27 protein-coding genes are annotated in these 26,088 nt (G+C 49.4%); 2 read left to right on the top strand and 25 right to left on the bottom strand.

Annotation, left to right across the window (positions count from 1 at the left end; all coding sequences use genetic code 11):
• Positions 1 to 44 precede the first annotated feature (44 nt).
• Positions 45 to 770, top strand: a complete 726-nt coding sequence (locus KGF70_RS03435) for a DUF554 domain-containing protein (RefSeq protein WP_003638668.1) — start codon at positions 45 to 47, stop codon at positions 768 to 770.
• Between the two features lie 185 nt (positions 771 to 955).
• Here KGF70_RS03435 and KGF70_RS03430 read toward each other — a convergent pair whose 3' ends face one another.
• From KGF70_RS03430 to KGF70_RS03360, 15 genes are all read right to left on the bottom strand, one after another.
• Positions 956 to 1,513 carry a 4'-phosphopantetheinyl transferase superfamily protein gene (locus KGF70_RS03430; RefSeq protein WP_216767915.1) on the bottom strand — a complete coding sequence of 186 codons (558 nt, stop codon included), beginning with the start codon at positions 1,511 to 1,513 and terminating at the stop codon, positions 956 to 958.
• Positions 1,513 to 2,271, bottom strand: coding sequence for an enoyl-ACP reductase FabI (gene fabI, locus KGF70_RS03425; protein WP_216767916.1), 759 nt, complete (start codon positions 2,269 to 2,271; stop codon positions 1,513 to 1,515). The genes KGF70_RS03430 and fabI overlap by 1 nt, the downstream gene beginning before the upstream one ends.
• 21 nt (positions 2,272 to 2,292) lie before the next feature.
• A complete protein-coding gene (gene accA / locus KGF70_RS03420; RefSeq protein WP_105922588.1) occupies positions 2,293 to 3,063 on the bottom strand; it encodes a carboxyltransferase subunit alpha in 771 nt (256 codons plus the stop codon).
• The gene (locus KGF70_RS03415) at positions 3,056 to 3,898 is read right to left on the bottom strand and encodes an acetyl-CoA carboxylase carboxyltransferase subunit beta (RefSeq protein ID WP_216767917.1); all 843 of its coding nucleotides are present in this window, start codon (positions 3,896 to 3,898) and stop codon (positions 3,056 to 3,058) included. Before KGF70_RS03415 ends, accA begins: the two co-directional genes overlap by 8 nt.
• Positions 3,867 to 5,255, bottom strand: coding sequence for an acetyl/propionyl/methylcrotonyl-CoA carboxylase subunit alpha (locus KGF70_RS03410; protein ID WP_216767918.1), 1,389 nt, complete (start codon positions 5,253 to 5,255; stop codon positions 3,867 to 3,869). The genes KGF70_RS03415 and KGF70_RS03410 overlap by 32 nt, the downstream gene beginning before the upstream one ends.
• Positions 5,256 to 5,269: 14 nt before the next feature.
• On the bottom strand, positions 5,270 to 5,683 hold the full coding sequence (locus KGF70_RS03405) for a 3-hydroxyacyl-ACP dehydratase FabZ family protein (RefSeq protein ID WP_216767919.1): 414 nt from the start codon (positions 5,681 to 5,683) through the stop codon (positions 5,270 to 5,272).
• Complete coding sequence (locus KGF70_RS03400) at positions 5,683 to 6,147, bottom strand: acetyl-CoA carboxylase biotin carboxyl carrier protein subunit (RefSeq protein WP_216767920.1); 465 nt, start codon at positions 6,145 to 6,147, stop codon at positions 5,683 to 5,685. Before KGF70_RS03400 ends, KGF70_RS03405 begins: the two co-directional genes overlap by 1 nt.
• Positions 6,144 to 7,376 carry a beta-ketoacyl-ACP synthase II gene (gene fabF, locus KGF70_RS03395; protein WP_216767921.1) on the bottom strand — a complete coding sequence of 411 codons (1,233 nt, stop codon included), beginning with the start codon at positions 7,374 to 7,376 and terminating at the stop codon, positions 6,144 to 6,146. Before fabF ends, KGF70_RS03400 begins: the two co-directional genes overlap by 4 nt.
• 17 nt (positions 7,377 to 7,393) lie before the next feature.
• Positions 7,394 to 8,122, bottom strand: coding sequence for a 3-oxoacyl-ACP reductase family protein (locus KGF70_RS03390; protein ID WP_216767922.1), 729 nt, complete (start codon positions 8,120 to 8,122; stop codon positions 7,394 to 7,396).
• Positions 8,109 to 9,038, bottom strand: a complete 930-nt coding sequence (locus KGF70_RS03385; RefSeq protein ID WP_120768520.1) for an ACP S-malonyltransferase — start codon at positions 9,036 to 9,038, stop codon at positions 8,109 to 8,111. The genes KGF70_RS03390 and KGF70_RS03385 overlap by 14 nt, the downstream gene beginning before the upstream one ends.
• Positions 9,039 to 9,041: 3 nt before the next feature.
• Positions 9,042 to 9,290, bottom strand: a complete 249-nt coding sequence (gene acpP / locus KGF70_RS03380; protein WP_050338737.1) for an acyl carrier protein — start codon at positions 9,288 to 9,290, stop codon at positions 9,042 to 9,044.
• Positions 9,291 to 9,338: 48 nt separating this feature from the next.
• On the bottom strand, positions 9,339 to 10,325 hold the full coding sequence (locus KGF70_RS03375; protein WP_216767923.1) for a beta-ketoacyl-ACP synthase III: 987 nt from the start codon (positions 10,323 to 10,325) through the stop codon (positions 9,339 to 9,341).
• Between the two features lie 71 nt (positions 10,326 to 10,396).
• A complete protein-coding gene (fabZ, locus tag KGF70_RS03370) occupies positions 10,397 to 10,840 on the bottom strand; it encodes a 3-hydroxyacyl-ACP dehydratase FabZ (protein WP_003638655.1) in 444 nt (147 codons plus the stop codon).
• Between the two features lie 553 nt (positions 10,841 to 11,393).
• On the bottom strand, positions 11,394 to 11,756 hold the full coding sequence (locus KGF70_RS03365) for a DUF1648 domain-containing protein (protein ID WP_003638654.1): 363 nt from the start codon (positions 11,754 to 11,756) through the stop codon (positions 11,394 to 11,396).
• An 807-nt stretch (positions 11,757 to 12,563) separates the two neighbouring features.
• Entirely contained in the window at positions 12,564 to 13,607 is a 1,044-nt protein-coding gene (locus KGF70_RS03360) for an alcohol dehydrogenase catalytic domain-containing protein (RefSeq protein WP_088769589.1), read from the bottom strand.
• Between the two features lie 220 nt (positions 13,608 to 13,827).
• Between KGF70_RS03360 and KGF70_RS03355 the strand changes: the two genes are divergently transcribed.
• The gene (locus KGF70_RS03355) at positions 13,828 to 14,298 is read left to right on the top strand and encodes a MerR family transcriptional regulator (protein WP_216767924.1); all 471 of its coding nucleotides are present in this window, start codon (positions 13,828 to 13,830) and stop codon (positions 14,296 to 14,298) included.
• 322 nt (positions 14,299 to 14,620) lie between these two features.
• Here the strand turns inward: KGF70_RS03355 and KGF70_RS03350 are convergent, their stop codons facing one another.
• The 10 genes from KGF70_RS03350 to KGF70_RS03305 all read right to left on the bottom strand — a co-directional run bounded on the left by KGF70_RS03350 (position 14,621) and on the right by KGF70_RS03305 (position 24,600).
• Positions 14,621 to 14,929: a hypothetical protein gene (locus tag KGF70_RS03350; protein ID WP_105923893.1), complete on the bottom strand. Its 309-nt coding sequence runs from the start codon at positions 14,927 to 14,929 to the stop codon at positions 14,621 to 14,623.
• Between the two features lie 390 nt (positions 14,930 to 15,319).
• Positions 15,320 to 16,450: an amidohydrolase gene (locus KGF70_RS03345; protein ID WP_216767925.1), complete on the bottom strand. Its 1,131-nt coding sequence runs from the start codon at positions 16,448 to 16,450 to the stop codon at positions 15,320 to 15,322.
• A gap of 12 nt (positions 16,451 to 16,462) precedes the next feature.
• Positions 16,463 to 17,704, bottom strand: a complete 1,242-nt coding sequence (locus KGF70_RS03340; RefSeq protein WP_216767926.1) for a hypothetical protein — start codon at positions 17,702 to 17,704, stop codon at positions 16,463 to 16,465.
• A 387-nt stretch (positions 17,705 to 18,091) separates the two neighbouring features.
• On the bottom strand, positions 18,092 to 18,892 hold the full coding sequence (trpA, locus tag KGF70_RS03335) for a tryptophan synthase subunit alpha (protein ID WP_216767927.1): 801 nt from the start codon (positions 18,890 to 18,892) through the stop codon (positions 18,092 to 18,094).
• Positions 18,885 to 20,084, bottom strand: a complete 1,200-nt coding sequence (gene trpB, locus KGF70_RS03330; protein WP_105961810.1) for a tryptophan synthase subunit beta — start codon at positions 20,082 to 20,084, stop codon at positions 18,885 to 18,887. The genes trpA and trpB overlap by 8 nt, the downstream gene beginning before the upstream one ends.
• 82 nt (positions 20,085 to 20,166) lie before the next feature.
• Complete coding sequence (locus tag KGF70_RS03325; RefSeq protein WP_105920935.1) at positions 20,167 to 20,751, bottom strand: phosphoribosylanthranilate isomerase; 585 nt, start codon at positions 20,749 to 20,751, stop codon at positions 20,167 to 20,169.
• Positions 20,748 to 21,530 carry an indole-3-glycerol phosphate synthase TrpC gene (trpC, locus tag KGF70_RS03320; protein ID WP_216767928.1) on the bottom strand — a complete coding sequence of 261 codons (783 nt, stop codon included), beginning with the start codon at positions 21,528 to 21,530 and terminating at the stop codon, positions 20,748 to 20,750. The genes KGF70_RS03325 and trpC overlap by 4 nt, the downstream gene beginning before the upstream one ends.
• A complete protein-coding gene (gene trpD, locus KGF70_RS03315) occupies positions 21,527 to 22,546 on the bottom strand; it encodes an anthranilate phosphoribosyltransferase (protein ID WP_216767929.1) in 1,020 nt (339 codons plus the stop codon). Before trpD ends, trpC begins: the two co-directional genes overlap by 4 nt.
• A gap of 55 nt (positions 22,547 to 22,601) precedes the next feature.
• Positions 22,602 to 23,177 (bottom strand): aminodeoxychorismate/anthranilate synthase component II, encoded by a 576-nt coding sequence (locus KGF70_RS03310; RefSeq protein ID WP_120768504.1) that lies wholly within the window; start codon positions 23,175 to 23,177, stop codon positions 22,602 to 22,604.
• Entirely contained in the window at positions 23,161 to 24,600 is a 1,440-nt protein-coding gene (locus KGF70_RS03305) for an anthranilate synthase component I family protein (protein ID WP_216767930.1), read from the bottom strand. The genes KGF70_RS03310 and KGF70_RS03305 overlap by 17 nt, the downstream gene beginning before the upstream one ends.
• Between the last annotated feature and the right edge of the window lie 1,488 nt (positions 24,601 to 26,088).

Genomic DNA, 26,088 nt, shown 5'->3' with positions numbered 1-26,088 from the left:
CTACACTAAAACCTGTTATTTTGATTTTATTGAGGAGGGCTTGCGTGCCAGTTGGAATTATTACAAATGTTTGTGCCATCTTCTTAGGTGGCATCGTTGGTGCACTAGGTGGTCAAAAAATGTCCACCGAACTTAAAGAAGGCTTAAACATGACCTTCGGAATTGCGTCGATGGCAATGGGCGTCTATGCGATCGCCCCGTTAAAAAATCTGGCGGCCGTCATCTTTGCCGTGATCATCGGTACTGGAATCGGTCTCCTGTGCCATCTCGGCAAGCTGATCAACCGTGGCGCCATGGCAATGCAACGGTTGATCTCACGGTTTGTCAGCGCACCGGACAATTTTGAACAACAGGCCTTTGAACGTACGATGGTGACCGTCATTGTTTTGTTCTGTGCAAGTGGGACTGGGATTTATGGGACATTGACTGAAGGCATGAACGGCGATGCTACCATTCTGATTTCTAAGTCGATTCTTGATTTCTTTGCCGCGGTCATTTTTGGCGCCAATCTGGGGCTAGTCGTCTCTTTGATTGCGATTCCACAAGTGATCATCCTAACGATACTCTTTTTGATTGCTCACCTGATTTTCCCACTCACGACGCCAAATATGATTCTCGATTTTAAAGCCGTTGGTGGGATCTTAATGGTCGCGAGTGGTTTTCGAATCATTGAGGTCAAAATGTTTCCGACTGCCGATATGATTCCGATGATGATCGTGATCATGCCAATCTCCTGGTTCTGGATGCAGGTCGTCATGCCATTATTATAATGAGTCGATTTGACTGTAAACTAAAAGCAGTTCTGAGTGCCGCCGCCAGTTAAGACGTGACTCAGAACTGCTTTTATGTCCGGCCATTATCGCGCATTAGCACGCAAACAGTGCATTGCGTTGTTAATGCGCGCTCAAGTTGAACCTTGCAGCGCCCATTCCATCCAGCGTTGAACCACACACCGCTAATCTCGGCCGCCACGCATTGGTTGTGCGACCCAGCCGACATACATCGCTGGCAAGGCTAATGGTCGTAAACGATATAACTGGGATTGATACCGCACAACACCTTGCTTTAAATCTAGCACTTCAACCCGGCATGGGGCCTGCGTCAAGCCACAACCAACCAGCTTCAAGACCGCTTCCTTGGCCGTCCAAAGTTGCCAGCCTAAACGCTGCTGCACTGGTTTTGGCCGGGCTTGTAACAACTGCCACTCTGCGGACGTAAACGCGCGCTGAATCGCCGTAAAATCTCGTGGTCGCACCTGTTCCACATCAATCCCCAGTGGACCTGGGCCCAATGCCACTAGCACGAACTGGGCCGTATGACTGACACTGACCCCTAACTGTGGTTGACTCGGAAAATACGGCTGACCTAAGCGGCGATAAGCAAGTGGTGCTGGCAGTAATTGTTGAATCAACGCGCGACTCACCAACCGTTGTGTTTTCCTGCGCGTTTGTCTGGAAGCATCCGCTGGTAAATCCAGCCACTGCTGTGCAAAGCGGACCTGCGTCATGACCATTAACTCAAGTGAACCCCTTTATCTACGTAGACCACATCGCCGGTCATCCCAGTCGACAGGTCACTGAGTAAAAAGGCGGCCACATTGCCAATTTCACGCGTTTTGACTGGTTCGCCATCCACTGTCATACTTCGAGATAATTTCAATAATTGCTGATGCTCGTGGATACCAGTTACGGCCAGTGTTTTGACTGCCCCAGCTGAAATGGCATTGACGCGAATCTGCTGTGGGCCCAAGTCACGGGCTAAGTAGCGGACATTCGCTTCGAGGGCAGCCTTTGCAACTCCCATCATATTATAATTCGGTACGGCCCGTTCTGACCCGAAATACGTCAATGTCACGAGACTGGCACCCGGTTTGAGCATTGGCCGCGCTGCTCTGGCAATTGCAATCAGCGAATAGGCACTAATATTTTGGGCTAAATCGTAACCAGCCTTAGTCGTATCGACAAAATCCCCTTCCAGTGTCGCTTTATCGGCATAGGCAATCGCATGGATAATCCCATCCAGGGCACCATATTGCTGTTTGATCGTTGCAAACGCTTGGTCAACATTATCGTCATCGGCAACGTCACAGGCAATCAGCGGCACTTCGGGTGCGACGAATCGATGTAAACTTTGCTTCAAACGGTCATTTTGATAGGTCAAGATAACTTGCGCACCCTGAGCCATCAATGCCTCGGTACACCCCCAGGCAATACTACGCTGGTTGGCAACGCCCATCACCACAATGGTCTTGCCTGATAAAATTCCGTCCATCACTCATCATTCCTTACTTATTTAAAATTGTCGATAACGGGCCTGGCGTTGTGCCACGAGTTCTGTCACCGGCTTGGCTGCTAAAGCAGTTAGTGTTTCGTCGATTGCGGCTTTAAGCGGCTGGCAATCAGCGGCCGTTGCGACTTCCGGGATAATCCGGTCAATCACGCCGTCTGCTAATAATTCCGTCGGTGTGAGTCGCATTTTTTCCGCCGCTTCTGCCGCACGTTGTGATTGCTTCCATAAAATAGTGGCGTAGCCTTCCGGTGAGAGCACCGAATAAGTACTTTTCGCTAGCATCCAGACTTGGTCGCCACACGCCAAGGCGAGTGCGCCACCGCTACCGCCTTCACCAACGATGAGACTTAAAAAGGGCACTTTTAACTGAATACCGGCTAACAAACAGTCGGCAATCGCACGACCTTGACCCTGATATTCAGCATCCACCCCCGGATAAGCGCCGGGTGTATTGATCAACGTGACGACTGGTTGCCGTAATGCTTCTGCTTGTTGCATCAACCGCAGTGCTTTACGATAGCCGCTGGGCGTTGCACAACCAAAGTGGCGCGCCTGATTATCGGCTAACGTTTGCCCTTTCTGAATGCCAATAATGGTAACGGGGCGTTCAGCAATCGTCGCTAGTCCGGCAATCACTGCCGGATCATCCGCGCGTTGGCGATCCCCATGACAAGCAAAAAAGTCTTCCGTTAGGCCATCGATCAACGCTTCAATACTAATTTTGTCAGTGGACCGTGCCGCCTGAACTTGTTCATAAGCAGTGGTATCAGCCATTTTGACGACCTCCTTGTGTGAGCCGCAATAATCGTTGTAACGTTTGTTTCAAGGCCGGTCGCGGCACAATTTGGTCCAACCAACCATTCGCAAACAACGTTTCTGCCCGTTGAAAATCTGCGGGTGGCGTCTGTTGAATGGTTTGTTCGATGACGCGACGCCCGGCAAATCCAATCAAGGCCCGTGGCTCGCTCAGCATAATGTCACCTTGCATCGCAAAACTTGCGGTCACACCGCCTGTGGTTGGATCAGTTAAAATTGCGATATACAATAACCCGGCTTCACGGTGTTTAGCTACCGCCGCAGATATTTTTGCCATCTGCATCAGTGCCCGGGTGCCTTCTTGCATCCGTGCCCCACCAGAGGCCGTCACCATCACGACCGGAAGCTTTTGTATCGTACAAGCATCGAACAAACGGGTGATTTTCTCCCCAGTGGCGGACCCTAAACTGCCCATCATAAAATTGGTATCCATGACCCCTAATCCAAATTGCATGTCGTCAGTGGCCGCAATCCCAGTCAAGACACTTTCACTCATCTGCGACAGAGCGGTTGCCCGTCTTAGTTTGTCCTGATAAGCGGCGTCCGTAAAATCAACTGGTGCACGCAAGTCCGCATCGTGCTCGTCAAAAGCATCCGTTAACTGCGCCACCCGTTCCCATGCTGGGAGTCGGAATCCGTAGTCACAATGTGGGCAAGCCTTGAACTCGCCTAAATCTTGTGTATAGCAATCTTGATGACAAACTGGACAACGAGTTAATAGCGCATCCGGAATGTAATCCCGTCGAACCGCGAGTTGTTGCTCAGTTGGCGCTTGAAACTTGCGCTTGGGCATCGTTTAACCACCCCTTCAAAAAATCTTGTTCAATGTACGTTGTCGTATAAGTACCGTCTGCCACCGCTTTTGTATTTAGCAATGCGGCTAAAAAGTCCTGATTGGTTTGAATGCCAGTCAGCATCAATTCATCCAGGCACCGCTGCATCTTGTTAAGCGTCGTCTGGCGCTGATTGCTATGGACAATTACTTTAGCGATCATCGAATCATAAAACGGTGCAATCAAACTCCCCGCAACCACACCGGCATCAATGCGCACCCCCAACGTGCCTATCGGATAAATCAGTTGTTCAATTCGACCTGGTTGTGGCCGGAAGTCGTGCTGTGGATCTTCCGCGTTCAGACGGCATTCAAGCGCGGTACCCTGAACGTGTATATCGGCTTGCGCAAATGGCAATGGTTCTCCCGCCGCAATCGTAAGCTGGGCCTTAATTAGCTCAATCCCCGTCACCATTTCAGTGACCGTATGTTCAACTTGCAATCGCGTGTTCATTTCCAAAAAATAAAAGTGGTGCTGCTGATCCATCAAAAACTCATAAGTCCCCGTATTTGTATAACCCAACTTTTTGGTTGCATCCGCCACTAACTGGCCTAGTTCCAATCGTTCGGCACTGGTCATCACCTGACATGGCGTTTCTTCCATTACTTTTTGATGATTACGTTGTAGCGAACAATCTCGCTCGGGTAAATAAACGACGTGCCCCTGTTGGTCTGCCAAGACTTGCACTTCAATATGTTTGGCAGGGGCAATAATCTTTTCGAGGTACAGCCGTTGATCATCGTATGACGCCTGTGCTTCCTGTTGAGCGGTCTGAAATGCACGTGCTAGCGCCTGATCATCGTTGACGGCTCGAATGCCCTTACCGCCACCACCCGCGGCAGCCTTAATCATGACCGGATAGCCCAACTCATGCGCCGATTTTAAGGCAGCGTCGACATTTTCCAGTACCGCTTGACTGCCTGGAATGACTGGTACACCCAATCGTTGCATTGTCTGGCGGGCATTTTCCTTGTCACCCATTTGGTCGATCACTGCTGGGCTAGGTCCGATAAACGTTAACTGGCAATCCGCACATAGTTGGGCGAACGCGGCGTTTTCAGACAAGAAACCGTAGCCCGGATGAACGGCTTGACAGCCTGTCAGATTGGCAGCACTGATTACGGCCTGCATGTTCAAATAAGACTGATTGACCGGGCCATCACCGATACAAACGGCTTCGTCGGCGAGTCGAACAAATAGACTATCCAGGTCGGCCACCGAATAGACGGCGACGGCTTGACTGCCGACTTCATGCAACGCACGAATAATCTGCACCGCAATTTCGCCCCGATTGGCTACTAATACTTTTTCAAACAATCCTCTGACCTCCCTTAAGTCTGAATCACAAAGGTCAAATCCGCACTGACGACTTCATGACCCGCGCAAGTGATCATCCCATGGCCAGTGCCAATTTGACGCCGAAGCTTCGTCAGGGTGACGGTTGATTCTAAGCGGTCCCCAGGGTGAACATCCGCCTTAAAATTAGCCTGTCGAATTCCACCGAAGAAGACGTTTTGCCGGTGATGCTCAGGAATCGATAGCAAGGCGACGACCCCCGTTTGCGCTAAAATCTCTAGCAACAGTGGCCGCATCATCGTTCGCCCCGTCAGCGTTGGACTTTGGAAAAACCATTCATTGATGGTCACTAATTTTTCGGCGGTTGCACCGACCCCTGGATCAACACTAACGATACGATCCAAGAGTTGCACCGGATATCGCTGCGGAATTAAACTAGTCACTTCCATTAGGCTTTCGTCTCCTCAATCGCAAATAGTGGCTCATCAAACTCGACCATTGCCGCGTTCTTGACCAGAACTTCCTTGACCGTCCCACTAACTGGGCTCGGCACTTCATTGATCATCTTCATCGCTTCAATGACACACAGCGTTTCGCCAGCCTTGACGTGCGTGCCGACTTGGACAAATGGTTCCGCCTTAGGTTCCGCGGCTAAATACGCCACTCCGACTAGCGGCGCCGTTACCATGGTCGCTGATGAACGAGTGGCCGCAGGTGTCGATGGGGATCCTGGTGCTGGTTCAGCCGTATTAGTCGCTTGTGGCTGGTCACTCGCTGAGATCGGCTGGGTTAGGACCGCTTGTTTGTTCAGATGTAATTCAAACTCACTCGTCTTGACATCCATGACTTGCGCACTAGACTGGTTGAACTGGTCGATCAGTGCGGTCATGGCTTCCGTATTCGTCATACTCATGCGCTCACCCACTTTTTAAAGGCGACGACGGCATTGTGACCGCCAAAGCCAAATGAATTACTCAATGCATAGGTGGCAGCCTGTTGCTGGGTCGCGGGCGAGACCAAGTTTACCGGACAATCAGGATCTGGCGTCGTACACCCGACATTGGGCGGTAACTGTCCCGCTTGTAAGGCACCAATCGTCGCGACCGCTTCGATCGCACCGGCAGCGCCTAACAAGTGTCCGGTCATCCCTTTGGTACTGCTGACAGGGGTATTTTCACCAAATAGTTCGGCAATTGCGTGGGCTTCAGCGCTATCATTGGCGTGGGTCGCCGTGCCATGTGCGTTGATATAGCCGACATCTTCAGGTTGAATGCCCGCTTCTTGAATGGCTTGCTGCATGGCACGTTTGGCACCCGCACCGTCTGGCCGTGGTGCGGTCATATGGTAAGCATCACTGGTCGTCCCATAACCGACAACTTCACCGAGAATTTTGGCACCACGCGCTTGAGCATGCGTCAGCGTTTCTAAGACTAAGCTGGCGGCACCTTCACCCATCACAAAGCCATTGCGGTCTGTGTCAAATGGCAACGACGCTTTCGTCGGATCAGTGGCTTTGGATAACGCGGTCAACGCGGCAAAGCCCGCAATACCGATTTCGTTGACTGACGCTTCTGCACCACCGGTAATCATCACGTCAGCTTTTCCTTGGCGTAAATATTCAAACGCATCACCAATCGCGTTGGTGGCCGAAGCACAGGCCGTGACGATCGCCTGACTGGTGTTCTGCGCATTGAACTGCATGGCGATGTTACCGACGACCATATTAATGATCGAATTCGGCACAAATAACGGTGAAACCCGTTTGGGGCTCTTGTCGTGCATCTTGATCACTTGCGCTTCAATCGTCGTCAAACCACCAATACCGGAACCATAAATCACACCTAACCGTTCGCGGTCAATCGTCGTTTCATCCAGACCCGCTTGAGCCATTGCTTCACTGGCACTGTATAAGCCATAAATTGAGAATAAATCTAGGCGTTTTGCCAATTTCTTTTCGATCCGTTTTTCTGGCTGAAAATCATCTACTTCACCGGCAACACTGATTCCTGTTGCCGTCGCATCGAACTTGGTAATCGGTCCAATGCCAAGTCTTCCCGCAAATAAATTCGCCAAAAAAGTGTCAACATCGTTACCGAGGGGCGTCACCGCACCCATCCCAGTCACCACAACTCGTTCTGTCATTGGTTACCCTCCCATGTCTATATCGTCATTCCGCCATCGACCGTCAAAACTTGTCCGGTCAAATACGGTTGGTGTAATAAAAAGTCAATCGCTTGAGCAATCTCATCAGGAGTGCCAAAGCGCTGCAGTGGAATACCGCTTAAAGCTGCCGTCCTGACACGCTCGTTCAGTTGTGCGGTCATCGCCGTTTCAATCATGCCCGGCGCCACCGCATTACAGCGCACTTGGCGGCGAGCGGCTTCCTTGGCGGTCGTCTTGGTTAAACCGATAATGCCGGCCTTGCTAGCTGCGTAATTGGCTTGTCCAATGTTACCGTGTAAGCCGACAACGCTGGCAACATTGACGATGGCTCCTTGCCGTTGGCGTTGCATCACTTTGAGCACATGTTTCGTCATGTTAAACGTCCCAATCAGATTTGTCTCCAACACCTGTTTAAAATCTTCAGCGTGCATCCGGGTCAATAATTGGTCATGAGTCATGCCGGCGTTATTGACTAACCCATCGATACGGCCAAAATTTGTCATGACCGTTTCAACTAACTCGGCCGCGGAGGATTCATCACTGACATCTCCCACTAATTGAACCAGTTGCGGATAGGTCGCCGTCAAGGCTTGCCAAGCTTCCGCGTCAATTTCATGATGGACATTCAGCACGACACGAGCGCCTTGCGCAGCCAATCGTTTGACCGTCGCCAGGCCGATGCCCTTTGCCGCGCCCGTCACGATAATCACTTCATCCACGTTCACTTACCTCCTCGATATCTTGTTTAAACGTCTGCCAATCATCAACATCTTCAATGGACCATACCCGGACGTTCGGTAGCGTTTGCTTGGCGAATTTGGCCAGATTGTGTCCCGGCCCGACTTGAACCACGCCATCAATGTCATAGGCCGCCAGCCGTTCCAAACAGGCTGCAAAATGCGTTGGCGTGATGAGCTGTTTGACTAAGGTTTCCTTGACCGTCGCCTGACTAAACGGTGCCACGGTGGTATTACTGATGACTGGAATCTGTGGTGCTGCCACGGTCGTATAGCGTAACCGGTACGCCAACGCTTCACTGGCACTAGCCATTAGTGGCGTATGAGACGCAACCGCGACGTCTAACGGCACGACCCGTTTGATCCCGTGGTCGTGCAGATCAGCGGTGACCGCCTTGATTCCCGCCGCGTCACCTCCAATCACGATCTGATCAGCTAAATTATAATTGGCTGGGTAGGCCGCTCCGACCGTGCTAGCACGCTGACAAGCAGCCGCTACCAGTGCAGGTGTGACTTTTAACGCCGCCACCATTGCACCTGGCTGTTGTAATCCGGCCCGTTGCATGTAACGCGCACGGTCAGCCACTAATTTGAGGCCATCTGTAAACGATAACGTCCCCGCTGCCATTAATGCAGCATATTCGCCCAAGCTTAAGCCAACTAGCGCGGTCGGGCAACCAACTAGGGGTGTTAAGGCTTGATAAAGGGCCATATTCATCGCCGTAATGGCAACCGGGCCACGCTGGTTATCGTCTAACCAATCATCGGTGATCCGTAAATCCCAGTCCAGTTCCTGATTGGCCGCATCAATCGTCTTTTGGTAGGCTGGCAGCGCTTGATAAAGGTCTTGTCCCATATCAGCGAACTGTTGCCCCTGCCCACTGAATAAGATTGCCAGCTTCATGATTTAGTCCTCGCTGGCTTCCTGGTGGCTAGCGACGTAATCAACCAAATCACCAACGGTCGCTAATGCATCATCCGTTTCAATTTCGATATCATATTCGTCTTCGATCTTGTCGATCACTTCAAAGACATCCAGACTATCGAGCGCCAAATCTTCCGTGAAGTTGGTCGTCATCGTAATCTTGTCAGCATCCACGTCTAGTTGTTCAACAATCATCTTTTTAATTTGGTCAAAAATTTCAGTTTTAGTCATTAGTCTGTTCCTCCAGAATTTTTAAAATAATATCCGTGTTGTCTTCAGTTAATATTCAATCACGGCACTACCGACGGATAAGCCGCCGCCAAAACCGGTAAATACTAGTTTGTCGCCGCGTTGAATTTGGTGTTGTGCCACCAACTCAGCAAATAAAATCGGTTCGCTTGCGGCTGCCGTATTGCCATACTGGGCAATATTAACGGGTAATTGTTCGGTATTTAGATGCAACGTCTTGCCAACACTGGCCACGATGCGCGCATTGGCTTGATGTAGGATAAATGATTGCACCTCATTTGCCTGCAGTTTAGCAGCTGTCAGCGCTTGTTCGATAGATTGCGGCACTTGCTTAGTCGCAAAGTCATACACCCGGCGACCGTTCATTTGAAACGCCCACTGATTGGTTGGCTTGACGGCTGTGTCGGTCGACCAGGGATTCAATCGCGGCTGTTGTCCCGCAGTTAAATAGTGGCCATCCGCACCAAACGTGGCGTAGTGACTGCCCATCCAGCGACCGGTTGGGGCATCCGAATCTGCGGCAATCAACATGCCACCCGCACCATCGCCGAACAAAACGGCGGTACGACGGTCGTGCCAATCTACCAAGTGACTCAATGTCTCACTACCGATAAGCAAGGCATGCTGACTGGGCTGTAAATATTGATGAACCAGCTGCATGCCGTAGACAAAACCGGCACAAGCCACATTAATATCAAAGGCAATCGCATTGGTCGCGCCAATCGCTGCTTGCACTTGAGGTGCCGTCGCCGGTGTCAAAAAATCCGGAGACATGGTCGCCACAATAATTAAATCGATGCTCGTTGCCGCGAGCTGGCTTTGCTGCAACAACTGCTGGGCAACATCCACGGCTAGACTGGTCGTCGTTTCAGTGGTCGCAACATGGCGGGTCTTGATACCGGTCCGTTGCTGAATCCACTCATCCGAAGTTGCCATCAAAGATGTCAGGTCCTGATTGTAAATTTCAGTATGCGGTACAGCTTTGGCGGTTGCTTGAATTGAAAAATTGTTTGTCATGGTTAGTTAGATACAATCGGCATCGATCAAAATCTCCCAAACGCGCTTGCCGAATTGCAGTTACCACCTTTCTATTTTGAATCAGTGGGACTAACGATAAACGTTAAGTCTGTCGTGCAGGCGGCTTTATCGCCCACCATCGCCTGACAGCTGACGGTGCCCATGTTCGAGCGCTGCTTGACCATCTGGACGTGCAACTTCAAGACATCGCCAGGCCGTACAATTTTACGAAACTTGGCGTCTTTGATCGCCCCAAGATAGGCGGTCTTGCCCGCGAACTTCTCAGACTTCAAAATTAAAATTGAGGCTGCTTGGGCCAACGCTTCAATAATCAGCACCCCTGGCATCACCGGGTTACCTGGAAAGTGACCTTGGAAAAAGGATTCATTGATGGTGACATTCTTCGTCACCACAATTGATTCACCCGGATTTAGTTCGTCCACCCGGTCCATGAATAAAATCGGATACCGGTTAGGAATTAATTGCATAATTTCGCTTGCTTCTAACACACTCATTGCTAGTCGCTCCTTTCACGGCGTTTGGGAATGGCATTAAGTTAATCGTCCCCCAAATGATTGTCAATTGATTTCAGCAGTTTAATTCATAGTATGACGTTTTTGAGCAGAAACGAATTCCCGCCACATCAATGGATTGGCCGTTTCAAATTTTTTTGAAATTAACTCGGAAATAGCAAAAATTGCGAGTTAAAAATTGCGTGAATTTTCCAGAAAAATGATCAGGCGACTATAAACTTTATAATTTACCAGCTTTAAGATGCGTTCGTTTAGCCAATGACCATAGACTGACACGTCAGCAAGCCTCACAGTACCGTGAACGCGCCGTTTTTGGTTGGATGTCAAAAAAGCATGCAGAAGAATTCATCGCAATTCTTTCGCATGCTGTTAATACGTTTAAATTAAATTGTCCGTTTCGTACAAGAATAACAACCACATTCTCGCCAGAAGGCCTCAAATCCAATCATAATTAGTTGGCAATATCGAAACACTAAATTCGGATTGACTTAAGCGTCACCCGGCTTACCTACCAACATTATTTAAATGTTCGCATTCACAACAGGCCCACAATGCCACCTACGAGCAAACTTTGAATCTCAGATTGTAACATCACCCAGAGCATCACATTAAAACTAACCAACACGGCGATACACTGGCCCTCAAATCCGGTCAGCGTTGGGACTTGCAACATACCTTGTTTGCGTCGTTTTTGCCGGGCCTTACGAATGCAGAACTCAGCTAAGATCACCGTTAGCAATGGCAGCACGATCAGCCACCACCGTGGGCCGAACGCATCCGCGAGACCAGCACCATTGAAATGGGTCACGACTTGCTGGGGCGCTAAACTAATCATGATGAGACAAATTAAGACCATCACACCAACTATCGATCGGACAATCCAAGTAAATACACGCATGGGGTCCACCTCATTTTTGAACCAGTATATCAAGTGGTGATTTTCACGAATAGTAATATGCATTTCTTCGGATGGTGAATTATCAAAGCAGGATGTAGGCAATGTTGTAACGAAAAATGATTGGCAAGTTAGCTCCTAGTTCAATCCCCTGAATTCAGTGCATAAATACCTATGTTGGACACATTGTGTTAGTTATTCTATTAGCATTAAAGATGATTAAAACGTGACAATTGTCTGGTTTACTGTTCGTCAGCTGGCAATCTCCTTATTCCGACTTCTGGGGCCGACTGACAATTGCTGAAACGTAAGCCGACATCGATTTGAACTCACGCAGAAACCCACTGCGCAATTTCAAATACGAGTCTTATTCTAAGCCGCAAGCAGACCACTTCCAGCTAAGAATAATTTGGCTACTGAGCATTGTCAGCCGGCCCCTACAGTCGGGAAGCCGCTCGAATAGCGGATGAACAGCCACCCATCCTGGTACAATTGACCACTGAATATTAGGTAACTGGTCCTTCAGGCGAACTTTTAATTTGGAACCGATGATGCTTTAGGGGATTTGAATGCTGAGAAGATCACACGAATATCGTTCACTATTCTCAATATCACAAATTTCAACGGACACTGGTCTTGAATTTAGTCGTTGAAATAATCTTCGTTTAGAATTCCAAATTTTGTCATCTCAGCCGATTGTACAAAATCTATAAAACAAGGATAGTTTTACTCAAAAAGCGAGGCAATCAGAAGATGAGCATCTTCTGAATGTCCCGCTGGTTAGTGTAATCACAACACCTAGTTATCCAGTTAGTCGACAACCACCATTGCTTTAATCGTCTGACGATTTTGCATATCTTGGTAAGCTTGGTTGATGTCTGCTAAAGCGTATGTTTGCGTAAAGACGCGCCCTGGATTGATATTGCCATCCAAAACGGCTTTAAGTAGGAACTGCTTGTCATAGGTCGTAACGGAAGCCGAACCACCTGCAACCGCGATATTTTGGGCAAACGTCGAACCGAGTGGCCGGTTGTTATAATGCGGAACACCGACATAACCAACGCGTCCGCCATTGTGCAATACGCCTAGGGCTTGATCAATGGCTGCTTCGGTACCCACACATTCTAAGGCAGCGTCAGCGCCACCGCCCAGGATTTCACGGACTTTGGCAATGCCTTCTTCACCTCGTTCAGCGACGACCGCCGTTGCACCAGATTGAAGGGCCATTTGTTGCCGATCTTCATGCCGACTCATCAGGACGATTTGAGAAGCACCCCGCATTTTGGCAGCGATAACGGCACATTGACCGACCGCGCCATCACCAATAACGACCACTTTATCGCCTGGTTGAACATTCGCACAACGAGCTGCATGATAGCCAGTTGGCATGACATCCGCTAAAGTCAATAACGACTTCAACATGCCTTCCGTGTAATCACTTGGTTGCCCCGGAATCTTGATCAGTGCCCAGTTACCGTATGTAAAACGAATATATTCGGATTGGAATCCATTCGACCAGTTGGAAACACCGGGATGGCGATCACAAGTGCCATCAAAGCCGGCCCGACAAGCGGCACAGTCGCCACAGCCGTGCGTAAATGGTGTAATAACGAAGTCTCCGGGTTTGACCGTGGTAATTGCATCGCCAATGGCTTCAACGATACCAATCGCTTCATGCCCATCATTAATTGAATGCGCATCCTTATTATCACCATGAGCGTAAGCCCACAAGTCTGAACCACAAACACAGGTCCGAACGATACGCACGATCACATCGTCATCCGCCTGCAGTGTTGGTTTGTCAACTTCCTGAACATCAACCAGTCCCGCTTTTTCAAAAATTGTTGCTTTCATCCTAATCACCTTGAACTACCAAAGTTCGTTAGTAGTTCTTCCTTCCATTAAGATAATGATACTGTCCAATTCGCCTATATTGTAACAGGTTTCATTAACCAAATACTAATAAATACACATTCACCTGCATTCTTGACAAATATTCCGACAGCTCATATATTTAATTCTAGACTTGATAGTTAACTATCAGTCAAGAATTTTTATGAAAATAGGTGTTTCGATGACTTTAACGATTCATGATGTGGCGCAGCGAACCGGATTGACCACTTATACGTTGCGGTATTATGCCAAGGAAGGCTTATTGGACTTTGTCACTCGGAGTTCCAACAAGCTGGGGACCCGATTATTCAAGGAATCCGATTTAGAATTTATTTATCTCATTAAGTGTCTCAAAAATGCCGGCCTGAGCATCAAAGAAATCAAAACCTTTGTCGATTGGACGATGGCTGGTGATTCGACCATCGCAGAACGGCGTGACATGTTTCAAAAACGGCGGACCGCTCTGCAACAACAAATGGCTGACTTACAAGCGACCTTAGACGTTGTTAATTATAAATATTGGTACTACCAAGTTGCCGAAAATGCTGGCACTTGTGCGGTGCATGATGGCATGCCGGATGCGGAGATTCCAGAAAAATTCCGGCAGGTCAAGCACCGGTTGTCGGCGTTGGATGGCATCAAGAATGCGTAAAATTGCAGCGTAAAATCAAAACTGGTTCTATTAACAAATCCACTATAGCAAGAACTTGTGCATAGCAATCAAATTTAAAACAAATGAACGCCACCTGTTGCAACGGACGCTGCAGTCAGGTGGCGTTCATTTGGTATCGACAATTATCTGAAATAATAACGAGCACAGCTTTCAAACCTGGACGACAACTATTAGGATGGCATCCATTGGCTGTGATTGACCTTCGCCTCTTTAAATACAAAGTAGCTCCTATCGCCAGCCGCAAGACAGCGTACCAGTGTCAAAACACACGGATGCATTTCATCACACATCATCAATTCGATTACACGCCTGACACCAAATCTATATTGTCACAACTGTTCTCCCACAATTCCTTGGCGGTGTAGACATCCTTGTCAAACAAAATCACGGTTCCATCCGGCTGGATTCGGGCGTTAGAACCGAGCCATTCCCAGGTCGGCGGCAACCACAAGTTTTTACGCTTCCCCTTGCCCTTCTTCGGTGACCAAGCTAAGAGATAATCATTGATAAAATGCGTGCGCATGTAACGATACTGACCATTATCAAATTCGATTTGAATCATATTGGCCCCCATCCAAACTTTGACGGCCTTTGGCAAAGCAGTTGTCATGGTTGCTCACCTTATCCTTTTATTGGTGCATCTGTGTTATCAGCATATAAGTAAACGCTTTCTTATTTAATCTTATCACTAAGCCCAGATAAAGCAATCAGCGTTATCCAAGCGTATGGACAAGGCTGTGCTTGATAGTCATCAGAAGTGGCAGGAAATACCATTCTTTAGCAAAGTCAACCAGGCGTGATATGTTTGAAATTAAAATAAGGTGACTAACTCAAAGCGAGTTGATCACCTTATTGCACACCATCTGAATCATTGCAGAACGAGCTTAACCGAATTCGGGCAAATGGCTTGGGCCTCGTCAGCTATTCGTGGTTACACGCCATGGTTTGAAAAGTCTGGTATAGCCATTCACTATTTTACCGAGAACGATCAACAATCTTGTCACTGCGCCCACTTCAAGAGTGCCAGTGCTGCCAACTCATGGAAACGTGCCCCATATGCTAACCCAGCATCATCACATTGATAATTCGACTGATGTAAGACCCCGGTGCCTCCCGAACCTAGAAAGCCATAACAGCCTGGAACACGCTCCTGGTATAAGGCAAAGTCATCATCCGCGTTGCATAATTGCGCCGGAACCAACCTAAAATCATTTTCAAAGGCGGTCTTCAAAAGTCTCGTAATAGTCTCATCATTCGTCACACAACTTGGGCCACGATCCCATTCGATGGTTGCTGCTTGCTGATTCATTTTAGCCGTCGCGTTGACGATCTCGTAAAAGCGCTGTTTGGCCAGTGCCCGATTTGACGCGTTAAAGGTGCGAATGGTGCCTTTGAGACTCGCTGTATTGGGAATCACATTGTACGTGGTCCCGGCCTGAATCGCACCAATCGTTAGAACCAGGGCCGCATCGGGCGCAATATTGCGGCTCCGAATCGTCTGTAAATTGCCGATGAGTTCACCCAAAGTCACAATCGGGTCATGACTGGCCTCTGGCATGGCCGCGTGTGCGCCCTGGCCTTGAATCGTTACATCAAAGTTGTCATTACTAGCCATTAACGGTCCGGATTTCATCGCCACCGTCCCGACTGGCAAATTCGGCATATTATGAAAGCCCGCAATGGCCTGCACACCCGTTAAAACACCGTTATCAATCATGATGCGTGCACCCCGATGCCCTTCCTCAGCTGGTTGAAAAATTAAGCGCACGGTTCCAGTAAGATCAGCCTCGCGTGCTTTCAACAGCCGTGCCGCGCCTAATAAGGATGCGGTATGAAAGTCATGACCGCAAGCATGCATTCGTCCGGGAATCTTTGAAGCATAGGGTAAATCATTAGTTTCCTCAACTGGCAAAGCGTCAATATCTGCGCGTAAGGCAATTATTGGTGCGCCGTGGCCAATCTCAGCGACGACCCCCGTCTCACCTGGATAATCCAGCAACCGGACCCCTAAGCCACTTAAGGTCTGCGCGATGAGTTTGGTCGTTGCGACTTCGTGTAAAGCTAATTCAGGATGCGCGTGTAATTGATGCCGTAACGTGGTCATCCATGCACTTAAAGTTGTGGTCAACATTGATAACATCCCCTATAAAATTTTTAAGAAAATTGACGCGATAACGACTGAAGCGACTGAAACCGTTGCAAAGCCACCGACTAGCATTTTCGGTAGCATTTGATCCAGTAAGTATTGCTTTTCATCCGGGGTCGTCCCCATGATTTCTGTGACTTCATGGGTCACAATATAGTCTGCGGGAAACCCAAACAATGCCGTCAGGGCGCTGGCGAACGCCATTTCACGACTGAACCCCAGCGGTCGAGCCAATAAGCTAGACGCGATGAACATCCCTAACACACCCAATACGATCAAGGTCACAATTGGCACTAAGATGCCGCTCAACATACTGATCTTGACAATGTTTAGATTGGCAAAAATGTAGGCGAGTAACCCGTACATCAGCCAATGAAACACACCCGCTTTTTCTAAGACGGCATTTTCTAAAAAACCGAGTTGATGCGCAATGACGCCAAAAATCAAACAAACGATATATTGGTTCACAACACCGTGCATCAGTTGAGCGGTCCCTTCAGCTAACCCCGTAACGGCCGCGACCTTGAAGAGCATGAAGGCCGAAGTATCATAAGCAGCTGGTAGATGCCAAGCACGAATTTTGAATTTCGGCAACCGAACGCTGGCATCCGCTGTCGGCACATCTCCGGCTGGGACCTGCGCCGCTGTATTGACGGTGGCACGTGCCGTTTCAGCATCATCCGTGACCACGGTGGCGACCGCCTGCCTGTTTTTTAATAGCCGCCGACTCTCACGTTTGAGCATCCAGGCCCTCAATGGATAACCGAGCATACTGTGCATCACAAACATTGCGACCGGAAATGCAACTAAAGCGGTGATATGTTGGGCTTTTAAGCCAGCTGTCATCAAAAATGCCGCGACCAGGCCACCGGTCAGTGGCGGGACACTCGCAACAATCGTATGCCAATTGAAGAATAAGCGTCCGATTCCCATCGTGAGGATAATAGTCCCGACAACGCCGCTGAGTGCAATCACCACGGCACGCCATTGCTTAAGTAAAAGTTTCAAGTCCATCAACGTCCCCATATGCACTAACAGCACGGCTTGGGTAATTTGAATAAAGGCTGTGCCAAACGAAGCGGCGGGCACAATATTCTTCGGAACAATCGTCCAAAAGCCAATTAAAAATAAAAGTGCCGTAATAAAAACGGATGGCACGTAGGCTCGACTCCGGGTTGAGACCCATTCGCCCACCATCATGAAGCCCATGACGACCATCAAAGAAAGAATAGCTGCCATTATCATCACTCCCATTAATTTGATTTGCGATTCGCTTTTCTAATCGTATTATCATAATCTAATAGAAAACTAATTAGAATACGAGGCGCTGACGTCAATTCAATGCAAACCCACGTTTACATCGCTTTGGACAGCTGATTCCTAGTTATTAAGTGGAAATTCGCTAAGAATCTAAAGGTCACACTCGTCAAAAATCCGGTACCAATCTGACAAAAAACGGTATCCTCACCTTATCAGGTTCAGATACCGTCACAAAGGCATCATTTTAACTTTGAAGAACTAATCATCCGGCAATCCCAGAATTGTCACGGTTGCAATAAAATCTTACCCGCAACTTGGCCAGTTTCCAGTGAACAGTTGAGTTGTTGCCGTAATAGCTTGCTTGGCTTACCCCTTTTCACCATCGGGCACCGGCACCGCATCCAACGCCGCGCGCATCTGGCGTGTATAGTCGGTCAAAACCGTCGTCGCCGGTTGGTTGTTCGCGATTAAATGTACTACCGCGCTGCCGACGATCACACCATCCGCAAATTTGGCCATTGCGTGCGCCTGTGCCGGGTCATGGATGCCAAACCCAATCGCAACGGGTAAGGTCGTCGCTTGCCGAATCTTCGTGACTAATGTCGTCAGGTCGGTCGTAATGTGGTTGCGGGTCCCAGTCACTCCCAGCGAGGAGACGACGTAGATGAAGCCGCGGGCCTGTGCTGCAATGGCTGCAATCCGAGTATCGTCGCTCGTCGGCGCAATCAACGGAATCAGTGCCACGTCATATTGATCAAGCGTTGGCCGGAGTTCACCAGATTCCTCTAGGGGTAAGTCTGGGATAATCAAACCGGCAACATCCAATTCCTGGCAACGCTTGGCAAACGCCGTATAACCGAACTGATAAACGATGTTGGCATAGGTCAGAAACACCAGTGGTACTGCCGTTTGCTCCCGAATCGCAGCGACTAATTCGAAGACTCGCTGCGGCGTGATTTGTTGGTCAAAGGCGCGTAAATCTGCGGCTTGAATCTCCGGACCATCCGCAACCGGGTCCGAAAATGGAATGCCAATTTCAACTAAGTCACAACCCGACTCCGCTAGCGCAACCACCTGGTCGACAGTCGCGTCAAAAGTTGGATCCCCCGCCACAACGAATGCAATGAACGCCTTATGATTTTGAAAAACGCGGTCTAAATTAGTCATTGATTTCTACCCCCCGGTACTTTGCAATTGCGGCCACATCTTTATCGCCACGACCAGACAAGGTACAAATAATCGTTTGGTCCGGTCGCATGGTTGGTGCGAGCTGTTGAACATAAGCAACGGCATGGGCACTTTCAATCGCGCAAATAATGCCTTCGACTTTAGCAATCATTTCAAATGCTTGAACAGCTTGGTCATCCGTCACGCCGACGTATTGGGCCCGCCCCGTTTCAGCTAAGTAAGCGTGTTCTGGCCCGACACCCGGATAATCCAGCCCAGCTGAGATGGAATAGACTGGCGCAATCTGCCCCGCTTCATCTTGTAAGAAACACGACTTCATACCGTGAAAAATCCCAGTTCGTCCGCGTTCAATCGTCGCAGCCGTCAATGGCGTTTCGATGCCTTTGCCAGCGGCTTCACAGCCAATCAACTGAACGGAAGGGTCCTCCAAAAAGGCAGCAAAGCTCCCAATAGCGTTACTCCCACCACCGACGCAAGCGACAACGGCATCCGGTAAACGGCCGGTTTCTGCCAACAACTGTTTTTTAGCTTCAATACTGATGACACTTTGAAATTCATGGACCATCATTGGAAACGGATGTGGCCCAGTCGCCGAGCCCATGATGTAGGCGGTATCGTCACAGCGCCGCGTCCACTCCTGCAACGCCGCGTTGATGGCATCTTTGAGCACCATCGAGCCCGTCGTGACTGGATGAACCTTGGCACCTAACAACTGCATGCGATACACGTTCAGCGCTTGCCGGTCCGTGTCTTCCTTACCCATGAAGATCTCACATTCCATCCCAAACAAGGCAGCGATCGTCGCCGTTGCCACGCCGTGCTGACCAGCGCCCGTTTCGGCAATCAACCGTTTTTTACCCATTTTCTTAGCGAGGAGCGCCTGCCCTAAGACATTATTGATCTTATGCGCACCGGTGTGGTTCAAATCCTCACGTTTAAAATAAATCTGAGCACCACCCAATTGGTCAGAGAGCCGCTGTGCATGGTATAGCAAGGATGGGCGGTTGGCATAGTTATTTAGCAGATCGGTTAGTTCGGCTTGAAATTGGGCATCTTGATGATAGTGTTGGAAAGCTTGATCTAATCGATGCAATTCAGTCATCAGGGTCTCTGGTACGTATTGGCCGCCAAAGTCGCCGTAACGACCTGGTCGCGTTGTATTTTTAATCATATTGAATCCTCCGTTTAAGTGGGTCGTGTGATTTCATATCGAATTCGTCACGATCTTTTATTCTTCGTCTACTGATTATGTGTTAGTTAAGTTGGTGTGCGCGGGCAACAATGGCCACAATCTTCTGGACATCCTTTTGACCATTTGTTTCGACCCCGCTGGATACATCGACCATCGCTGGGTGAACTTGTTGAATGGCAGTCGTCACATTTTCTGGCGTCAAACCTCCCGCTAAGATAAATGGCCGTTTGAGCCGTGGCAAGTCCGTCCAATCCAGGACTTGACCACTCCCGGGGTGCAAATTGTCCAATAACGGATAATCCGCTTGGCATCTGATTGCATCAGCGGGAGTCACCGCTTGAATCACGGGAATGTGAGCTGCTCGTAGTTGGGGCACACGTGGATCATCCAGGGCACCATGCAGCTGAACCACTTGAATGATGTGGGCTTGCACCAACCCTAGAATTTCCGCCAGCGAGTTAGTTGTGAAAACGCCGACGCGCTGAATCTGTGGATTAAGTTGTGCCGCCATTTGCCTCGCCAGGTCTGGTGTGATCTGCCGCCGACGTCCAGGCGCAAAGATGAATCCAATCGCATCTGGCCGTGCTTGATTGACCATCGCCACATCCGCGAGCCGCATCAGGCCGCAAATTTTAATTTGGGTCACGCGACCACCCCCGCACGTAATTGTGCCACCGCTGCCGCTTTATCCGGCGCACGCATCAGCGTCTCACCCACTAAAATGGCATCGAAGCCGGCCGTGGCTAGCTGATGGACTTGGCTCGGCGTTTGAATGCCGGATTCCGCTACGGCTAAACACGTCGCTGGAATTTGTTGTCGTAGTTGCTGGCTAGTGGCAATGTCCACGCTGAAATCCTGCAAATTACGATTATTGATGCCAATGATGTCCGCACCGGCTGCGACGGCTTGCTTAATTTCTGCCGCTGTATGCGCTTCGACTAATGCGTCTAACTGCAACGCGTGTGCCAGGTCTAGTAATCGTTTCAATTGGTCCGGGTCTAAAGCGGCAACGATTAGTAATACTGCACTTGCCCCTGCCACACGGGCCGCTGCTACCTGACTTACATCAACGATGAAATCTTTGCGTAACGTGGGTACGGTGACCGTAGCTGCGATGGCTTCTAGATAGGCCAGCCGCCCCTGAAAATAATCCGGCTCGGTCAACACCGAAATCGCATCGATTTTCGCATTTTGGTAATCCTGGGCGATTTGCAGGTAATCAAAATCGGGTGCAATCAGTCCTTTAGACGGCGAGGCCCGTTTAACCTCACCAATGATGGCTAATCCGGGTTGCGCCAGTGCTCGTTTAAACGAAGGCGCTGGAGCTGTCATCTGGCGAGCGCGCTGCTCAATGGCCATCCGCTCAGCTAACGGTACGGCCTGTACGCGCCGCTGACTGCCGGCAACAAGTTGCGTTAAAATCATGATGCCATCACCGCCTGACTCTTCTGAATCAATTGCGTGAGTTCCGCGGCGGCCTGACCTGAATCGATGGTTTGTGTGGCAAGTGCCAAGGCATCGGCTAAAGTTAGCTGCGGCTTCGCAATGTGAAGTGCAGCAGCGGCATTCATGAGGACGACGTCGCGCGGTGCACCGGGTTCACCCGCTAAAATCGACCGCGTGATCGCAGCGTTTTCCTGAGCCGTCCCACCAATCAAATCGGCATGCGCACAGCGTTTCAAACCGAATTGCTCTGGTGTCATGGTGGTCGTCGTTAAGTGGCCGTCATTAATGTCAATGATATCCGTTGACGCCGCGGCTGAGATTTCATCCAAACCATCACGACTATGCACGACCATCGCGTGTTTGACACCCAATTTGATTAAAACTTGTGGCAGCGGGGCCATCAAATCTTGACGATAGACACCTAAGAGTTGCATTTCCGCATGCGCCGGATTGGCCAGTGGACCTAGGACGTTAAAAATGGTTGGAATCTTGATTTGTTGCCGTGCCGGGGCCACAAAACGCATCGCCTGATGGTATTCACGAGCGTACATAAAGGCAAAATTAGTCTGATTCAAGAGGGCTAAGCTTTGGGCAGGCGTTAAATCAATTTTGACCCCTAACGCTTCTAAGACATCGGCAGCGCCGCTCTTCGATGAAGCGGCCCGGTTACCGTGCTTGGTGACGGGTACCCCGGCGGCCGCTACCACGAGCGCGGTCGTCGTTGAGATGTTGAACGAATTAGACCGATCACCACCAGTCCCGACAATCTCTAAGGTCGGTCGCCCCGCTTTGAATGATAATGCCTGCGCCCGCATCGCAGTTGCCGCGCCGGCAATTTCATCAATGGTTGCGTGTTTGATGGCTAGTGCCGTTAAAAAGCTGCCAATCTGGGCGTCGGTCGCGTGCCCCTGCATAATTTCGGTCATCACCTGTTGGGTCGTTGCAAAGTCGAGATTATTTTGGTTAGTTAGTTGTGCAATTGCGTTTTCAATCATAATCATGCCTCCATAGTTGCATGTGTCATTTTACTGAGTTATCAAAAGCTGTTCATTAAGCGGTCAGTGCCAAAAAGTTACGAATCAGTTGTTCACCAATTGGCGCCGGTGTCATGATGGATTCCGGATGAAACTGTACGCCATACAGATGACGGCCGGCATCCTCAATTGCCATGATCTCCTGGTCGTCATTGGTCCCAATCACCCTGAAATTGCCGGGTAACTGGGACGAATCTGCCACCAGCGAATGGTAACGCGCCGCCATGAACTGCATCGGGCAATCTTGAAAAAGTGGTGAGGCTTGGACCTGCATCAGCGTCGCCTGACCATGTACCAACTGATGAGCAGCGCGGAGTCGGCCACCAAAAGCTGTCACCAACACCTCCAAGCCCATGCAAACACCCAAAATCGGCACTTTTCCAGCCAATCGTTGAACCACCTGGGGGCTGACGCCCGTATGCGCTGGTGTCCCGGGTCCGGGCGACAAAATAATGTGAGTGGGTTGTAAGGCTTCAATCGCTTCGACCGTGAGTTCATCATTTTTGATCACCCGTACGTCCGGCGTTAAGCGGCCAATCAATTGATACAGGTTATAAGTAAAACTGTCATAGTTATCAATGAGTAATTTCATGAACTTCTCGTCCTTTCGCGGATTGTACTGCATTCATCACGGCGCGTTGTTTGTTCTGGCACTCCTTAAATTCTTGAGCACCAATACTATCGGCGACGATTCCAGCACCCGCTGGCACGACTAGCCGCTCGTGTGAGCGATAAGCCAACCGAATGCCAATTGCCATATCCATGTTGCCATTACAATCCAAGTAGCCAAAGCAGCCGCCGTAAACCCCGCGTGGTTGGCGTTCATAATGATTGATCAGTGTCATCGCTTCTACTTTTGGTGCACCGGATAACGTCCCCGCTGGAAATGTTGCGGCTAAGACTTGCAGTGCCGTTGTGGTCGGTGCCACCTCCGCAGCGACTCGTGATCCTAGATGCATCACTTGCGAATACCGAATCAGGCGGCGGAGGTTGGTCACCCGCACACTTTTGAACTGCGCCACTTGGCCCAAGTCGTTGCGGCCGAGGTCCACCAGCATATTGTGCTCCGCGATTTCCTTGGGATTCGTCTGCAATTCACGTGCTAATTCGGTGTCTTCCGTGGGTGTCTTCCCTCGCCGGCGCGTCCCGGCTAACGGATAGGTTGCAATCTGGTTGCCCTGTTTGGTGACGAGGGTTTCGGGCGACGCAGCAGCTAGTTCAAAATCAGCCTGTTTAAAATAGCACTGATACGGGGCCTGCGTTGCTTGCAACTGTGCGTGAACCGCTAATAGCGACCCACTCATGGTTCCAATCCGTGGATTAGCGTAAATCATTTGAAAAATGTCGCCGGCTCGAATGTGGCGCCGAATCCGTTCCACTCGACTTGCATACGTTGGCGCATCAGCTTGCATGGTAAGTGATGCTTGTACCTGAAATGGTGGCATGACTAACGGCGTTTCTAACTGCTGGATTATTGATTCCAACTTGGCTGTCAGCTGATTTTCAGCCCTCGCGTATGCTGTGGGTAAATCGGCCGTCGGAATTAGCTGCGTCAATCCCAATTCATGGTGTTGGTGATCATAAACCAACACACTAGTCACTAGGAACAGTCCGAAGTCATCCAAGTCGGCGCTGGCCGCGGGCGTCAGCTCTAACTTGGGGATGAATTGCTGGACATATTCATAACCGAAGTACCCCATCAGGCCACCCGTAAATGGCGGTAACCCGTGAATACGGGGTGTCCGATATTGCGTCAGGATCGCCTGCAACGCGTCATTCGGATGGGTGCGGTCGTGCGATGCTAACGTCCGACTAGTTAAGCTTTGCTGTGGATTGAAACTAAAATAGCTATAGCGATGATGCCGGTCGATCGTCAGTGCAAAACCATTGCCCATCCGTTGAACGAGCTTGGCAACGGCTAGCGGGTCAAAGTCTGGTAAGGTTTGCTGGACCATAACTGGCACGTATGAATAGTGCGTTTGATAAGGCATTAATGTTTGTAATGTTGGTTTCATGTTGAACCACTCCTCATATACGAAGGTAATCGACTGACTACAGTTGAGCCATCGATTGTATTATCTGAAATTGAGTTGTGGTGAATTGCCATCGCTGTTGCATGTACCTGCCTCCAATCAAAAAATCCGCCCATGACTAATGACAGTCAAGGACGGATTTTTCCGCGGTACCACCTTGGTTGGACACCAAACTACCCCATTCAGGTTAGACTTGTGCCCCAGCTTAGCGAAATGCAAACACATTCCCGGGAATTGACGGCTCCCTATCGTCGCGAGGTACTAAAACAAAATTGTTCGTTGGTCGCGCCCTCAGTGGTCCATTTAATAACTTGCGTTCGATCGCACTCTCAGCAACGGCGACTCTCTTTACGGGCATCATTATCTTGATCTCCACTTCATCGGTTTCATGGACGAATATTAAGTTGTTATTAACATTAAAACTTAGTGAGTGATTTGTCAATAGTTTTATTTGAATTTAATGTCATATGCGTTGTGCTAGTTATTTTTAAGCATTAATGATGATTAAATCATGCCATTTGGTGAATTCCTGTTCGTCAGCCGATGCGCGCCCTAGTCCGACTTCCGGGGCCGGCTGACAACGCTGGAACAGGGCGGACATCGATTTGAACTCACGCAGAAAACCACTGCGCAATTTCAAATACGAGTCTTCTTCTAGCCCGGGAAGACCACCCGGACAAGAAGAATTTCGCCCTTGAGCATTGTCAGCCAGCCCCTACAGTCGGGAAGCCGCTCGAATGGCGGACGAACGGCCACCTATCTAGGTACAATTGACCACTGAATATTAGGTGGCTGGTCCTTCAGGCAAACTTTTTTGAATCAGTACTTATGTTGATTTATGGTATTCAAATGCTGAGAAGATTGCCTGAAGATTATGTCTAATTCAATGGCAGCCAAACTTACAATCAGACGATTATATGGCCGTTTGCACAGATTTTAAGGCTTTAACATCTAATCGCCGAGAGCAGGCTCTGCCAATATTCCGCGATGCTGATGGTTCACTGCCTGACAATTTGAACAAAGCGGCTTAATATTACCGGTAACCAGGAACTAACGACTAGTTTATTTAAAGTTGGGCAGATCCATGTCTGCCTTTCGAATATCATCTCCGGCTGGAAGGCGTTTCTGACAATGCTCAGCGATGAAATTCCACTTAGCAAGCGTTTTTGGCTTGGTTAGTGGAAGACCAGTATTTAAGACGTGGTTTGTCGGCTTAAATCTGTGTCCATCGCGTTCCAGCGTTGTCAGAAATGCCTGTAAGCCGGACTAGGACGCAGCTACCACTGAAAGTTTAACGCTAACTCGCACTGTTTCCAGCGGCTTTCAGCTGGCAGCACTTGCGCTTAGAAACTGGCATGCTTTAATCATGATTCATGACAAATCAACTGGCACAATACGCGTACTAGTTACTATTTTCAATTGATGATGATTAAAATGTACCAGTTTTTAAGTGGTTTTTCACTAACCAAG

The organism is Lactiplantibacillus sp. 7.2.4, assembly GCF_018991185.1.
GTDB classification, from domain to species: domain Bacteria; phylum Bacillota; class Bacilli; order Lactobacillales; family Lactobacillaceae; genus Lactiplantibacillus; species Lactiplantibacillus pentosus.
This window is presented reverse-complemented; position numbering and strand designations above follow the sequence as displayed.

What these genes read in the sequence shown, in the direction of transcription:
- KGF70_RS03430 (WP_216767915.1), bottom strand. Translation starts at nt 1,513, where the DNA reads ATGGTCATGACGCAGGTCCGCTTTGCACAGCAGTGGCTGGATTTACCA.
- fabI (WP_216767916.1), bottom strand. Translation starts at nt 2,271, where the DNA reads ATGGACGGAATTTTATCAGGCAAGACCATTGTGGTGATGGGCGTTGCC.
- accA (WP_105922588.1), bottom strand. Translation starts at nt 3,063, where the DNA reads ATGGCTGATACCACTGCTTATGAACAAGTTCAGGCGGCACGGTCCACT.
- KGF70_RS03415 (WP_216767917.1), bottom strand. Translation starts at nt 3,898, where the DNA reads ATGCCCAAGCGCAAGTTTCAAGCGCCAACTGAGCAACAACTCGCGGTT.
- KGF70_RS03405 (WP_216767919.1), bottom strand. Translation starts at nt 5,683, where the DNA reads ATGGAAGTGACTAGTTTAATTCCGCAGCGATATCCGGTGCAACTCTTG.
- KGF70_RS03400 (WP_216767920.1), bottom strand. Translation starts at nt 6,147, where the DNA reads ATGAGTATGACGAATACGGAAGCCATGACCGCACTGATCGACCAGTTC.
- fabF (WP_216767921.1), bottom strand. Translation starts at nt 7,376, where the DNA reads ATGACAGAACGAGTTGTGGTGACTGGGATGGGTGCGGTGACGCCCCTC.
- KGF70_RS03385 (WP_120768520.1), bottom strand. Translation starts at nt 9,038, where the DNA reads ATGAAGCTGGCAATCTTATTCAGTGGGCAGGGGCAACAGTTCGCTGAT.
- acpP (WP_050338737.1), bottom strand. Translation starts at nt 9,290, where the DNA reads ATGACTAAAACTGAAATTTTTGACCAAATTAAAAAGATGATTGTTGAA.
- KGF70_RS03375 (WP_216767923.1), bottom strand. Translation starts at nt 10,325, where the DNA reads ATGACAAACAATTTTTCAATTCAAGCAACCGCCAAAGCTGTACCGCAT.
- fabZ (WP_003638655.1), bottom strand. Translation starts at nt 10,840, where the DNA reads ATGAGTGTGTTAGAAGCAAGCGAAATTATGCAATTAATTCCTAACCGG.
- KGF70_RS03365 (WP_003638654.1), bottom strand. Translation starts at nt 11,756, where the DNA reads ATGCGTGTATTTACTTGGATTGTCCGATCGATAGTTGGTGTGATGGTC.
- KGF70_RS03360 (WP_088769589.1), bottom strand. Translation starts at nt 13,607, where the DNA reads ATGAAAGCAACAATTTTTGAAAAAGCGGGACTGGTTGATGTTCAGGAA.
- KGF70_RS03355 (WP_216767924.1), top strand. Translation starts at nt 13,828, where the DNA reads ATGACTTTAACGATTCATGATGTGGCGCAGCGAACCGGATTGACCACT.
- KGF70_RS03350 (WP_105923893.1), bottom strand. Translation starts at nt 14,929, where the DNA reads ATGACAACTGCTTTGCCAAAGGCCGTCAAAGTTTGGATGGGGGCCAAT.
- KGF70_RS03345 (WP_216767925.1), bottom strand. Translation starts at nt 16,450, where the DNA reads ATGTTGACCACAACTTTAAGTGCATGGATGACCACGTTACGGCATCAA.
- KGF70_RS03340 (WP_216767926.1), bottom strand. Translation starts at nt 17,704, where the DNA reads ATGGCAGCTATTCTTTCTTTGATGGTCGTCATGGGCTTCATGATGGTG.
- trpA (WP_216767927.1), bottom strand. Translation starts at nt 18,892, where the DNA reads ATGACTAATTTAGACCGCGTTTTTCAAAATCATAAGGCGTTCATTGCA.
- trpB (WP_105961810.1), bottom strand. Translation starts at nt 20,084, where the DNA reads ATGATTAAAAATACAACGCGACCAGGTCGTTACGGCGACTTTGGCGGC.
- trpC (WP_216767928.1), bottom strand. Translation starts at nt 21,530, where the DNA reads ATGATTTTAACGCAACTTGTTGCCGGCAGTCAGCGGCGCGTACAGGCC.
- trpD (WP_216767929.1), bottom strand. Translation starts at nt 22,546, where the DNA reads ATGATTGAAAACGCAATTGCACAACTAACTAACCAAAATAATCTCGAC.
- KGF70_RS03310 (WP_120768504.1), bottom strand. Translation starts at nt 23,177, where the DNA reads ATGAAATTACTCATTGATAACTATGACAGTTTTACTTATAACCTGTAT.
- KGF70_RS03305 (WP_216767930.1), bottom strand. Translation starts at nt 24,600, where the DNA reads ATGAAACCAACATTACAAACATTAATGCCTTATCAAACGCACTATTCA.